Genomic DNA, 11,961 nt, shown 5'->3' with positions numbered 1-11,961 from the left:
CTCTTTCAGAGTCAACCCGTTATTTCAGGATTTTTTCTCTTCAACCGACCGGGTTGTCTGTGAAGTGATTCACATCCGCCGTGTCGATGGAGGCGCATTATAGGGAGTTCTCCGCAGGCCGCAACCGCTAAATGACAGAAAAATGACTGACTGCTGCATTCCCCAGCAAAACCCCGCCTTATACCCTTTTACGCACAGAGTTATCCACAGCGTTTCGAAAAAGTGAAAATATGCGAGCGTTGCGCAAACGTTTTCGTTAAAATGCTCGCGCTTAACAAGGAGGCCTCGTCAGGTGTGTTAGATGAGTTTTTCGCTGGAAAATTCATCTAACGCTCTCTGTAATCGTGAAATCCAGGGGATTTACCATGCAACAACGTCGTCCAGTCCGCCGCGCTCTGCTCAGTGTTTCTGATAAAGCCGGTATCATCGAATTCGCTCAGGCACTTTCCGCACGCGGTGTGGAGCTGCTTTCTACAGGCGGTACCGCTCGCCTGTTAGCAGAGAAAGGTCTGCCGGTAACCGAAGTGTCCGACTACACCGGTTTCCCGGAAATGATGGATGGACGCGTCAAAACCCTGCACCCGAAAGTGCACGGCGGCATTCTGGGTCGTCGCGGTCAGGACGACGGCATTATGGAGCAGCACAATATTGCCCCCATCGACATGGTTGTCGTAAACCTCTATCCCTTCGCCCAGACCGTCGCCCGCGAAGGCTGTTCTCTGGAAGATGCCGTAGAGAACATTGATATCGGCGGCCCGACCATGGTGCGCTCCGCAGCCAAGAACCATAAAGATGTGGCCATCGTAGTGAAGAGCAGCGACTACAGCGCCATTATTAATGAGATGGACGCCAACGAAGGGTCCCTGACGCTTGATACGCGTTTCGACCTCGCCATCAAAGCCTTCGAACACACCGCCGCGTACGACAGCATGATCGCCAACTACTTCGGTAGCCAGGTTCCTGCCTACCACGGTGAAAGCAAAGATCCATCTGGTCGCTTCCCGCGCACCCTGAACCTGAACTTCATTAAGAAGCAGGATATGCGCTACGGCGAGAACAGCCACCAGCAGGCAGCCTTCTATATAGAAGAAGAGGTGAAAGAAGCCTCTGTTGCGACTGCTCAGCAGGTACAGGGCAAAGCCCTCTCTTATAACAACATTGCCGATACCGACGCCGCGCTGGAATGCGTGAAAGAGTTCAGCGAGCCGGCCTGCGTTATCGTCAAGCACGCCAACCCATGCGGCGTCGCAGTAAGCACCTCCATTATGGATGCCTACGATCGCGCCTACAAAACCGACCCGACCTCTGCGTTCGGCGGCATTATCGCCTTCAACCGCGAGCTGGATGCGGAAACCGCGCAGGCCATCATCTCCCGTCAGTTTGTCGAAGTGATCATCGCGCCATCCGCATCCGAAGAAGCGCTGAAAATCACCGCGGCGAAACAGAACGTGCGCGTGCTGGTTTGCGGCCAGTGGGCAGAGCGCGTGCCGGGCCTGGACTTCAAGCGCGTGAACGGCGGTCTGCTGGTTCAGGATCGCGATCTGGGTATGGTGACAGAAGCCGACCTGCGCGTGGTGACCAAACGTCAGCCGACCGAACAGGAGCTGCGCGACGCGCTGTTCTGCTGGAAAGTGGCGAAGTTCGTGAAGTCTAACGCCATTGTTTACGCCAAAGAGAACATGACCATCGGGATAGGCGCAGGCCAGATGAGCCGCGTTTACTCTGCGAAAATCGCGGGTATTAAAGCAGGTGACGAAGGTCTGGAAGTCAAAGGTTCCGCCATGGCCTCTGACGCCTTCTTCCCGTTCCGCGACGGTATTGATGCGGCCGCTGCTGTGGGCATCACCTGTGTGATCCAGCCTGGCGGTTCAATCCGTGATGACGAAGTGATTGCCGCTGCCGACGAACATGGCATCGCAATGATCTTTACCGACATGCGCCACTTCCGCCATTAATTTCCGGAGCAGAAAATGAAAGTATTAGTGATTGGTAATGGCGGGCGCGAGCACGCTTTGGCGTGGAAAGCAGCGCAGTCTCCGCAGGTTGAAACCGTCTTTGTGGCACCGGGTAACGCCGGCACCGCACTGGAGCCCGCGCTACAGAACGTCGCCATCGGCGTAACCGATATCCCGGCGCTGCTGAGCTTTGCCCGGAACGAGAATATCGATCTGACGATTGTGGGCCCGGAAGCGCCGCTGGTGATCGGCGTTGTAGATGCCTTCCGCGCCGCGGGCCTGAAAATTTTCGGCCCAACGGAAGGTGCCGCACAGCTGGAAGGTTCAAAAGCCTTCACCAAAGATTTCCTCGCGCGTCATAACATCCCGACGGCGGAATATCAGAACTTCACCGAGGTAGAGCCTGCTCTGGCTTACCTGCGCGAAAAAGGCGCACCGATTGTCATTAAGGCCGACGGCCTGGCCGCCGGGAAAGGCGTGATCGTGGCGATGACCCTTGAAGAAGCCGAAGCCGCCGTTCACGATATGCTGGCCGGCAACGCCTTTGGCGATGCGGGTCATCGCATCGTGATTGAAGAGTTCCTCGACGGCGAAGAGGCGAGCTTTATCGTGATGGTCGACGGCGAGCACGTTCTGCCGATGGCCACCAGCCAGGATCACAAGCGCGTAGGCAATGCCGACACGGGTCCAAACACCGGCGGGATGGGTGCTTACTCCCCTGCTCCGGTGGTCACTGACGAAGTACACCAGCGCACCATGGACCGCATCATCTGGCCAACCGTAAAAGGGATGGCGGCGGAAGGCAATACCTACACCGGTTTCCTCTACGCAGGCCTGATGATCGACAAGCAGGGTAACCCGAAGGTGATTGAATTCAACTGCCGCTTCGGCGATCCGGAAACTCAGCCGATCATGCTGCGCATGAAGTCCGATCTGGTTGATCTGTGTCTGGCGGCGTGCGAAGGCAAGCTGAATGAGAAAACTTCCGAGTGGGACGAGCGTGCCTCTTTAGGTGTGGTGATTGCTGCGGGTGGCTATCCGGGTAGCTACAACACCGGGGATGAGATCCACGGCCTGCCGCTGGAAGAGATTGACGGCGCGAAGGTGTTCCACGCCGGTACAAAGCTCTCTGACGATGACCGCGTGCTCACTAATGGTGGACGCGTGCTGTGTGCGACCGCGCTGGGTCATACCGTGGCAGAGGCGCAGAAGCGCGCCTATGCGTTGATGGCGGATATTCACTGGAACGGCAGCTTCAGCCGTCAGGATATCGGTTATCGTGCTATTGCGCGGGAGCAGGGAGAGTAATTTCCCCCTCACCCTAACCCTCTCCCTCAAGGGAGAGGGGACTTAAATCAAAAACTCTTTTCTGTCGGCTGCCAGGTGCAGAAATCTTCATTCGCCACCAGCAACAGCTGAGAGCCTTCCGGCGCTTCCAGCCATGCCACACTCACCTCCACAGATGAATGCCGCTGACGACGCTGAATGTGTTCGGTTGCCCAGGATTCAAGCTCAGGCTTCACCGTCTGCCCTTCGCAGGTGGTCACCGTGCCGTCGGCATGCCAGCGCCCCTGGCGCAGCACCACGCGGCCCTGACGCAGCGCATCGCTGGTCTGGCGAAGTTGTTCAGCACGGTAGCGGTAGAGCGCGACCTGATCGCTGGAAAGCTGCTGTTTCAGTCCACTGACCTCATGCTGCATAAAGCTCAGCTCGCCGTGGTCGTCAAAACGCACCTTCACGTGTTCGGGAGTCTTACTGTAGATATTCAGTTCAATGAGCGACAGCGCATCGCCCTGCCAGCGGTATTCTGCGGTCGAGGTATTGCCGTTATGCCACGGACTGAACGCGGTAAGCATATGCACTTCATCGCTGGAATCTTTGCGCCAGATCCTGACCGCACCCTGGTTGTCAGCGTAGCCGCTGGCGGTAAACGGGGGGAGTGAGGAATCATGACTACAGGCAGACAGCAACAGTACGCCTGCCAGCGCGAGCGGTCCACGCCAGAATGACAAAAGGGGCGTTGCCGCCCCTTCGTTAAAACTGTTCACTGCCACGCGTCTTACTTAACTGCGTCTTTCAGTGCTTTACCAGAAACAAATGCCGGCACGTTAGCTGCGGCGATTTTGATTTCTTTACCGGTCTGCGGGTTGCGGCCAGTACGCTCAGCGCGGTGGTTCACTTTGAAGGTACCGAAACCAACCAGTTGTACAGCATCGCCTTCTTTCAGAGACTCAGTAATAGCAGCCAGGGTAGATTCCAGAGCAGCTTTAGCCTGCACTTTAGACAGATCAGCCTTGTCCGCAATTACATCAATCAGTTGAGTCTTGTTCATAAGTTATCCTTTCAATGTGTTTATCGCTTGCTAAGCATCGAGTGCGACGAAAATGCCAAAAAAGCACTCTCCTGCATACACGCACCGATAGCCACTTTTTTTCGCCCCCCAAATGTAGACCAGACGGGGGGCGAAAGGGAAGAGTCGAGGAGTGACAAAACAGGCGTTAAATCACGTTTTGTTGTCTCATTGGTTAAAAATTATACCAATATTGCTCTCGCCGGCCTCGCGCAGGTCCGCGCGAAGCCCTTTGATCAGCTCAATATCACGTTCTTCACACTCTGCCAGCAGGCGGAAAATCTCCCACTGAATGTCCCATTCCTGTTCTACCGCCGGGTTAGCACGCAGCTCCTCGTCGGTCATTTCACGGCCTTCCTGGGTCATTTCCAGCATCGCAACGGTGGTAATGGATGCCTTACTGACTTCAATGGCGTGTTCCAGGGTTTCACCGCTCAGACGGGAGTGGATCAGCTCGCTCAACGCCACACAGGCATCAATGGCCGGGTAGACGCCATACAGGTCGAAATCATCCGCAGCCGGAATAGCCTCTTCCAGCTTTTCGAGCTGAGAGTCAAAATTCACCTTCGCGTCTTTGACCGTCAGCGTCTCCCAGATTAAATCCAGGATACGACGATAAATCTGGCCTTCGCCAAACGCTGTCTGCTTGCAGAACGCGGCATAGTTGGGATACATGCGCTCGCACAGGCAAGCCATAAACGTCACGTGCTGCCAGCTTTCCAGCTTTTCAAGGCGCAGATGAATCGGGTTTTGTAACATGATGATGTCTCGAATCGAAAATTAGCCGCAGTTTACCTGAATCACGGCTGAATTTCCTGCCAACGAATGAACGCCGGACGTGAAGAGGCCACGGCGTCAGCCCAGCGGGTTGGCTCCGGTAAACGGTAGCCCTTCATACAGCGTTGCACCCACGCCAGGGCGCTATCCATGCTGATCCGATGCCCGGTTGCGATAAACAGCGGGTTGCAGCGCGCTTTACTGCGCCAGACCCACGCCAGCTGCTCGCCTTTATGGATAAGCGGCGCCAGCGCGCCCGGTTCGGCAGAGAGCGGCTCAAACGCGCCGCACAGGCGTTTTTTCGCCACGCCGATGGTCGGCACGTCTACCAGCAGACCAAAGTGGCTGGCAACGCCCAGGCGACGCGGATGGGAGATGCCGTGCCCATCCACAAACAGCAGATCGGGTTTTTGCGAGAGTTGCTCCCACGCGGCCAGCAGCGCGGGATATTCGCGGAAGGAGAGAAAGCCGGGGATATAGGGCATGGTGGTGGCGATACGCGCCACCTTGTACTCCACCAGCTCCAGCGACGGGTATTTCAGCACCACCATCGCCGCTCGCGTCACTTCACCGCCTTGCTCAAACCCGACATCCGCCCCGCCAATGTATCGCGGAGGGTCCGTATCCAGACGATCCTCGCGGATCACCGATGAAGCCAGTTCGATTTGCTGAGCGCGTAGCGACGCGAGATCCATAACCACTCCTTACTTGTGATACTGGGCAGAAAGCCGATGCACCGCCTCCACAAATACGCCAGCGTGTTCTGGCGGTACATCCTGATGAATACCGTGACCGAGGTTGAAGACGTGGCCTTCGCCCTGGCCGAAACCAGACAGTATAGTCGACACTTCTTCTTCGATACGGGCAGGCTGTGCATAGAGCATGGACGGGTCCATGTTGCCCTGGAGCGCCACTTTATCCCCCACGCGACGACGCGCATCGGCAATATCAGTGGTCCAGTCGAGGCCCAGCGCATCACAGCCGGTGGCCGCCATCGCTTCCAGCCACTGACCGCCGCCTTTCGTAAACAGCGTTACCGGCACGCGACGGCCTTCGTTTTCACGCAGCAGACCATCGACAATTTTGTGCATGTAGTACAGGGAGAACTGCTGATAATCACGCCCGGTCAGCACGCCGCCCCAGGTGTCGAAAATCATCACCGACTGCGCGCCCGCTTTAATCTGCGCGTTGAGATAGAGCGTGACGCTCTTCGCCAGCTTGTCGAGCAGGGCATGCAGGGCCTGCGGCTCTGCGTACATCATCTTTTTGATGACGGTAAAGGCTTTGCTGCTGCCACCTTCCACCATGTAGGTTGCCAGCGTCCACGGACTACCGGAGAAGCCAATCAGCGGCACGTCGCCTTTGAGCTCGCGGCGGATGGTGCGCACGGCGTTCATCACATAGCCCAGCTCGCCTTCCGGATCGGGGATCGGCAGCTTATCAACGTCGGCTTTGCTTTTGATCGGTGAGGTAAAACGCGGCCCCTCGCCGGTTTCGAAATAGAGCCCAAGGCCCATCGCGTCCGGAATGGTAAGAATGTCCGAAAAAAGAATGGCGGCATCGAGCGGGAAGCGGCGCAGCGGCTGGAGCGTCACCTCACAGGCCAGCTCGGCGTTTTTGCACAGCGACATAAAATCGCCCGCCTGCGCACGCGTGGCTTTGTACTCTGGCAGATAGCGTCCCGCCTGGCGCATCATCCACACCGGGGTGACATCAACGGGCTGGCGCAGCAGCGCACGCAGATAACGATCGTTCTTCAGTTCGGTCATTTTGCAGTTCCTTATTGCGTCAGTCCGTCAGTGTAACACTACTCATACTCGGCCCGACACATTGCCACGGTATCTTCTATCAGGCGACGCGCCACCGTTCCCGGCGGGGGCAGCAGCGGTAAATCGTCGTAGCGATACCAGTTCGCCTCCAGCAGCTCTTTCTGATCGATAACAATCTCGCCGCTGTCGTATTCCGCCATAAACGCGGTCATCAGGGACATCGGGAACGGCCACGGCTGCGACGTCACATAGCGCAGGTTTTTCACCTTAATGCCGCTCTCCTCCATCACCTCGCGCGCCACCGCCTGTTCCAGCGTTTCGCCGACTTCCACGAACCCGGCGAGGACGGTGTGAATGCCGTTGCGATGGCGGGTATGCTGCGCCAGCAGGATGGAATCATCACGGCGGATGGCGACAATGATGCACGGTGCGATTTGCGGGTAGTAACGTTCACGGCAGTGGCCGCAGAGCAGCGCCCATTCGGTTTTGCTCGGGTGCATGGTGTGGCCGCAGTAACCGCAGTATTTATGCGAGCGGTAAAACTCCGCCAGCTGTACGCCGCGCCCCGCCAGCTGGAACAGGCCGACGTCCAGATCCAGCACCTGACGTACGGATCCCATATCCTGACGGCGCGCCTGTTGGATCAACCACACGGGATCGCCCTGCCACTCGCCGATCTTCAGCGCGGACTGGCCCACCAGATCGAACGTTTCCGCGGCACCGTAGGGCAACTCTCCTGAGGGCAGCCATAATTTTTGTTCGTGGCTGACGATCCACCAACCCAGATCTGATTTTTCAATAATACGATCCATATCTATTGCACTACCTTCGCTTCACTGACATGTTGTTAGCATTGTGGTTACATTTTGGATAAGCAGATCCCATTTTAAACCTTATGGAGTCGACCATGTTAAACCAGCTGGAAAGCCTGACTGAGCGCGTTGGAGGAAGTAACACCCTGGTGGATCGCTGGCTACATGTGCGCAAGCATCTCCTTGTGGCGTATTACAATCTGGTTGGTCTTAAGCCTGGCAAAGAATCCTTTATGCGACTCAATGAAAAAGCGCTGGACGACTTTTGTCAGAGCCTGGTCGACTACCTCTCCGACGGCCATTTCAACCTTTATGAACGCATTATCCGCGAAATGGAAGGGACAACGCCGTATTTAGTGGCCAGTAAACTCTGTCCGTTGCTTGAAGCCAACACCCAGCAGATCATGGACTACTACGATTCCACGCTGGAGAACGCTATCGATCACGATAACTATCTTGAGTTTCAGCAGGCGCTTTCCGACCTTGGCGAAGCACTGGAAGAGCGATTCACGCTGGAAGACAAGCTCATCGCCCTCGTGCTGGACAACAACCTGACTATCAGCACCAGCGATAACGTTGCGCGCCCTGCTTGAGTTCTTAATCGTTAACGAGTAATTTACAACCATTCGCCCCTCTGCGGAGGGGGATTTTTCTTGTCGGAGTGCCCAGTGTGAAAGCACGGGCTGAGACCGTTAATTCGGGATCCGCGGAACCTGATCAGGTTAATACCTGCGAAGGGAACAAGAGTCACACTGCTGTTGTATCGCCCTGAGGCGATCTTCTCTTGCTTCATCCGTCGTCTGACAAGCCATGTCCTTCACATCTGGAATGAGCTATGTCTACAACAAAACTGACCCGCCGCGAACAGCGCGAACACGCACAACGCTTCATCGACACCCTGGAAGGCACCGCTTTCCCGAACTCAACGCGCATCTACATCACCGGTTCACAGGCCGATATCCGCGTGCCGATGCGCGAAATCCAGCTCAGCCCGACGCTTATCGGCGGCAGCAAAGAGCACCCGCAGTTTGAAGACAACGAAGCCGTGCCGGTGTATGACACCTCCGGCCCGTACGGCGATCCTGATGTTGCTATCAACGTGCAGCAGGGTCTGGCAAAGCTTCGCCAGCCGTGGATTGATGCCCGTAACGACTGCGAAGAACTGAGCGTGCGCAGCTCGGCGTACACCAACGCGCGCCTGGCCGACGACGGTCTGGACGAGCTGCGCTTTACCGGCCTGCTGACGCCGAAACGCGCTAAAGCGGGCAAATGCGTAACCCAATTGCACTACGCGCGACAGGGTATCGTCACGCCGGAGATGGAGTTCATCGCCATCCGCGAAAACATGGGCCGCGAGCGCATTCGCAGCGAAGTGCTGCGCCACCAGCATCCGGGTGAAGGGTTTGGCGCTCGCCTGCCGGAGAACATCACGCCGGAATTCGTGCGTGATGAAGTAGCCGCCGGGCGCGCGATTATTCCCGCCAACATCAACCACCCGGAATCCGAGCCGATGATTATCGGCCGCAACTTTCTGGTGAAGGTCAACGCCAACATCGGCAACTCTGCCGTCACCTCTTCCATCGAAGAAGAGGTGGAAAAGCTGGTCTGGTCGACGCGCTGGGGCGCGGACACGGTGATGGACCTCTCCACCGGCCGTTACATTCACGAAACCCGCGAATGGATCCTGCGTAACAGCCCGGTTCCGATTGGCACCGTCCCGATTTATCAGGCGCTGGAGAAGGTCAACGGCATCGCCGAAAACCTCACCTGGGAAGCGTTCCGCGACACGCTGCTGGAGCAGGCGGAACAGGGCGTGGACTACTTCACCATTCACGCGGGCGTACTGCTGCGCTACGTGCCGATGACCGCGAAGCGTCTGACCGGTATCGTCTCACGCGGCGGTTCGATTATGGCGAAATGGTGCCTTTCCCATCATCAGGAAAACTTCCTCTACGAGCACTTCCGCGAAATCTGCGAGATCTGCGCCGCTTATGACGTTTCTCTGTCGCTGGGCGACGGCCTGCGTCCTGGCTCCATCCGTGACGCTAACGACGAGGCGCAGTTTGCCGAGCTGCACACGCTGGGCGAGCTGACCAAAATCGCCTGGGAGTACGATGTGCAGGTTATGATTGAAGGCCCGGGCCATGTGCCGATGCAGATGATCCGCCGCAACATGACCGAGGAGCTGGAGCACTGCCACGAAGCACCGTTCTACACCCTGGGGCCGTTGACCACCGATATTGCACCGGGCTATGACCACTTCACTTCCGGGATCGGCGCGGCGATGATCGGCTGGTTCGGCTGCGCCATGCTCTGCTACGTGACGCCGAAAGAGCACCTCGGGCTGCCAAACAAAGAGGACGTGAAGCAGGGGCTGATCACCTACAAAATTGCCGCCCACGCGGCGGATCTGGCGAAAGGCCATCCGGGCGCGCAAATTCGCGACAACGCCATGTCCAAAGCGCGCTTTGAATTCCGCTGGGAAGACCAGTTCAACCTGGCGCTGGATCCGTTCACCGCCCGCGCCTACCACGACGAAACCCTGCCGCAGGAATCGGGCAAAGTCGCGCACTTCTGCTCCATGTGTGGGCCGAAGTTCTGCTCGATGAAAATCAGCCAGGAGGTACGCGATTACGCCGCCGCGCAGACCATTGAAGTCGGCATGGCAGACATGTCCGAAACCTTCCGCGCCAAAGGCGGCGAAATCTACCTCAAAAAGGAGGAGGCGTAATGTACCAGCCCGATTTCCCACCTGTCCCCTTCCGCTTAGGGCTTTACCCGGTGGTGGACAGCGTGGCGTGGATAGAGCGCTTGCTGGAGGCAGGCGTTCGCACCCTCCAGCTGCGCATCAAGGATAAACGCGACGAAGAGGTGGAGGGCGATGTGGCCGCCGCTATCGCGCTGGGACGTCGCTACCACGCCCGCCTGTTTATCAACGACTACTGGCGGCTGGCGGTTAAACACCAGGCGTACGGCGTGCATCTGGGACAGGAAGATCTGGAAACGACCGATCTCAACGCAATCCGTGACGCCGGTCTGCGGCTGGGCGTTTCCACCCACGATGATATGGAGATCGACGTGGCGCTGGCGGCCCGCCCCTCCTACATCGCCCTCGGCCACGTTTTCCCGACGCAAACCAAACAGATGCCGTCTGCCCCACAGGGTTTGGCTCAGCTGGCAGCCCACGTTAAGCGCCTTGCCGATTACCCCACCGTCGCCATCGGCGGGATCAGCCTTGAACGTGCGCCCGCCGTGCTGGAAACCGGCGTCGGCAGTATCGCCGTCGTCAGCGCTATCACCCAGGCCGCAGACTGGCAGGCCGCCACCGCACGGCTTTTACAACTGGCAGGAGCAGGCGATGAAAGATCGTGATTTTATGCGCTACAGCCGCCAGATCCTGCTGGAGGATATCGCCATTGACGGGCAGCAAAAGCTGCTCGCCAGCCGGGTACTGATTGTCGGTTTGGGTGGCTTGGGCGCGCCCGCCGCGCTGTATCTGGCCGGGGCGGGCGCGGGAACGCTGGTACTGGCCGATGACGATGAGGTACACCTCAGCAACCTGCAACGGCAAATCCTCTTCACGACAGAAGATGTTAACCAGCCTAAAGCACAGGTTACGCGCAAGCGGCTGAACCAGCTTAACCCCGATATTGAACTGGTGGCGCTCCAGACGCGGCTGAGCGGAGAAGATCTGCAACGCGAAGTTGCCCTTGCCGACGTGGTGCTGGACTGCACGGACAATATGGCAACGCGTCAGGCCATTAATGCGGCCTGTGTTGCACAGAACACGCCGCTGATCACCGCCAGCGCGGTCGGTTTCGGCGGGCAGATAATGGTGCTTACGCCGCCGTGGGCGCAGGGCTGCTACCGCTGCCTGTGGCCGGACGAGGCTGAACCGGAGCGTAACTGCCGCACGGCTGGCATTCTTGGGCCGGTGGTGGGCGTGATGGGTACCCTTCAGGCGCTGGAAGCCATCAAGTTGCTCAGCGGCATGGAAACAGAGCGCAACACGCTCCGGCTGTTCGACGCCCGTTCCAGCGGCTGGCGCCATCTGGCGTTAAACCGCGCCAACCGCTGCCCGGTATGCGGAGGCCGCGATGCGCATTCTGTTTAACGATGAGCCGATGACGTGTGACGACGATCTCACCGTTGCCGCCCTGCTCGACACGCTGCGCCAGCTGAAGCCGGGAACGGCACTGGCGCTCAATCAACAGATCCTGCCGCGCGAGCGGTGGGAACATCAGCAGGTCATTGAAGGCGACCAGATCCTGCTGTTTCAGGTTATCGCTGGGGGCTGA

13 protein-coding genes and 1 riboswitch are annotated in these 11,961 nt (G+C 57.9%); of the genes, 7 read left to right on the top strand and 6 right to left on the bottom strand.

The genetic code is table 11. The features are described 5' to 3' along the window. The first annotated feature begins 365 nt into the window (after positions 1 to 365). Together purH and purD are read left to right on the top strand one after the other, a co-directional pair. On the top strand, positions 366 to 1,955 hold the full coding sequence (gene purH, locus ACOTZP_RS22765; protein WP_271074446.1) for a bifunctional phosphoribosylaminoimidazolecarboxamide formyltransferase/IMP cyclohydrolase: 1,590 nt from the start codon (positions 366 to 368) through the stop codon (positions 1,953 to 1,955). A gap of 15 nt (positions 1,956 to 1,970) precedes the next feature. After that, entirely contained in the window at positions 1,971 to 3,263 is a 1,293-nt protein-coding gene (gene purD / locus ACOTZP_RS22760; protein WP_063138231.1) for a phosphoribosylamine--glycine ligase, read from the top strand. A gap of 47 nt (positions 3,264 to 3,310) precedes the next feature. On the opposite strand, the gene ACOTZP_RS22755 is transcribed toward purD, so the two are convergent. From ACOTZP_RS22755 to nudC, 6 genes are all read right to left on the bottom strand, one after another. Further along, entirely contained in the window at positions 3,311 to 4,003 is a 693-nt protein-coding gene (locus tag ACOTZP_RS22755; protein WP_022646713.1) for a DUF1481 domain-containing protein, read from the bottom strand. A gap of 11 nt (positions 4,004 to 4,014) precedes the next feature. Then, the gene (gene hupA / locus ACOTZP_RS22750; protein WP_002445246.1) at positions 4,015 to 4,287 is read right to left on the bottom strand and encodes a nucleoid-associated protein HU-alpha; all 273 of its coding nucleotides are present in this window, start codon (positions 4,285 to 4,287) and stop codon (positions 4,015 to 4,017) included. 186 nt (positions 4,288 to 4,473) lie between these two features. Then, a complete protein-coding gene (locus ACOTZP_RS22745; RefSeq protein WP_003862310.1) occupies positions 4,474 to 5,064 on the bottom strand; it encodes a YjaG family protein in 591 nt (196 codons plus the stop codon). A gap of 41 nt (positions 5,065 to 5,105) precedes the next feature. After that, a complete protein-coding gene (nfi, locus tag ACOTZP_RS22740; protein WP_023324002.1) occupies positions 5,106 to 5,777 on the bottom strand; it encodes a deoxyribonuclease V in 672 nt (223 codons plus the stop codon). Positions 5,778 to 5,786: 9 nt separating this feature from the next. Beyond that, positions 5,787 to 6,851 carry a uroporphyrinogen decarboxylase gene (gene hemE, locus ACOTZP_RS22735; RefSeq protein WP_023299076.1) on the bottom strand — a complete coding sequence of 355 codons (1,065 nt, stop codon included), beginning with the start codon at positions 6,849 to 6,851 and terminating at the stop codon, positions 5,787 to 5,789. Between the two features lie 38 nt (positions 6,852 to 6,889). Continuing rightward, positions 6,890 to 7,663, bottom strand: coding sequence for an NAD(+) diphosphatase (gene nudC / locus ACOTZP_RS22730; RefSeq protein ID WP_022646710.1), 774 nt, complete (start codon positions 7,661 to 7,663; stop codon positions 6,890 to 6,892). 95 nt (positions 7,664 to 7,758) lie between these two features. Here nudC and ACOTZP_RS22725 point away from each other — a divergent pair, with 95 nt between their 5' ends. The 5 genes from ACOTZP_RS22725 (at position 7,759) to thiS (ending at position 11,961) form a co-directional block, all read left to right on the top strand. Next, positions 7,759 to 8,256 (top strand): Rsd/AlgQ family anti-sigma factor, encoded by a 498-nt coding sequence (locus ACOTZP_RS22725; RefSeq protein WP_063163988.1) that lies wholly within the window; start codon positions 7,759 to 7,761, stop codon positions 8,254 to 8,256. A gap of 54 nt (positions 8,257 to 8,310) precedes the next feature. After that, positions 8,311 to 8,420: riboswitch (TPP riboswitch) on the top strand. A gap of 78 nt (positions 8,421 to 8,498) precedes the next feature. Next, a complete protein-coding gene (gene thiC, locus ACOTZP_RS22720; RefSeq protein ID WP_023299074.1) occupies positions 8,499 to 10,394 on the top strand; it encodes a phosphomethylpyrimidine synthase ThiC in 1,896 nt (631 codons plus the stop codon). Continuing rightward, positions 10,394 to 11,035 carry a thiamine phosphate synthase gene (gene thiE, locus ACOTZP_RS22715; RefSeq protein ID WP_271074444.1) on the top strand — a complete coding sequence of 214 codons (642 nt, stop codon included), beginning with the start codon at positions 10,394 to 10,396 and terminating at the stop codon, positions 11,033 to 11,035. Before thiC ends, thiE begins: the two co-directional genes overlap by 1 nt. After that, positions 11,022 to 11,777 carry a thiazole biosynthesis adenylyltransferase ThiF gene (thiF, locus tag ACOTZP_RS22710; protein ID WP_023305245.1) on the top strand — a complete coding sequence of 252 codons (756 nt, stop codon included), beginning with the start codon at positions 11,022 to 11,024 and terminating at the stop codon, positions 11,775 to 11,777. Before thiE ends, thiF begins: the two co-directional genes overlap by 14 nt. After that, positions 11,761 to 11,961 carry a sulfur carrier protein ThiS gene (gene thiS, locus ACOTZP_RS22705; protein WP_032626499.1) on the top strand — a complete coding sequence of 67 codons (201 nt, stop codon included), beginning with the start codon at positions 11,761 to 11,763 and terminating at the stop codon, positions 11,959 to 11,961. Before thiF ends, thiS begins: the two co-directional genes overlap by 17 nt.

Source organism: Enterobacter cloacae complex sp. SYL001, assembly GCF_049237025.1.
GTDB lineage: Bacteria > Pseudomonadota > Gammaproteobacteria > Enterobacterales > Enterobacteriaceae > Enterobacter > Enterobacter intestinihominis.
The sequence above is the reverse complement of the archived record's forward strand: the minus strand, read 5'-3'. Positions and strand labels throughout refer to the sequence as shown.

Bases quoted from the DNA above. Each gene is read 5' to 3' on its own strand.
- purH (WP_271074446.1), top strand. From the start codon at position 366: ATGCAACAACGTCGTCCAGTCCGCCGCGCTCTGCTCAGTGTTTCTGAT.
- purD (WP_063138231.1), top strand. From the start codon at position 1,971: ATGAAAGTATTAGTGATTGGTAATGGCGGGCGCGAGCACGCTTTGGCG.
- hupA (WP_002445246.1), bottom strand. From the start codon at position 4,287: ATGAACAAGACTCAACTGATTGATGTAATTGCGGACAAGGCTGATCTG.
- ACOTZP_RS22745 (WP_003862310.1), bottom strand. From the start codon at position 5,064: ATGTTACAAAACCCGATTCATCTGCGCCTTGAAAAGCTGGAAAGCTGG.
- nfi (WP_023324002.1), bottom strand. From the start codon at position 5,777: ATGGATCTCGCGTCGCTACGCGCTCAGCAAATCGAACTGGCTTCATCG.
- hemE (WP_023299076.1), bottom strand. From the start codon at position 6,851: ATGACCGAACTGAAGAACGATCGTTATCTGCGTGCGCTGCTGCGCCAG.
- nudC (WP_022646710.1), bottom strand. From the start codon at position 7,663: ATGGATCGTATTATTGAAAAATCAGATCTGGGTTGGTGGATCGTCAGC.
- ACOTZP_RS22725 (WP_063163988.1), top strand. From the start codon at position 7,759: ATGTTAAACCAGCTGGAAAGCCTGACTGAGCGCGTTGGAGGAAGTAAC.
- thiC (WP_023299074.1), top strand. From the start codon at position 8,499: ATGTCTACAACAAAACTGACCCGCCGCGAACAGCGCGAACACGCACAA.
- thiE (WP_271074444.1), top strand. From the start codon at position 10,394: ATGTACCAGCCCGATTTCCCACCTGTCCCCTTCCGCTTAGGGCTTTAC.
- thiF (WP_023305245.1), top strand. From the start codon at position 11,022: ATGAAAGATCGTGATTTTATGCGCTACAGCCGCCAGATCCTGCTGGAG.
- thiS (WP_032626499.1), top strand. From the start codon at position 11,761: ATGCGCATTCTGTTTAACGATGAGCCGATGACGTGTGACGACGATCTC.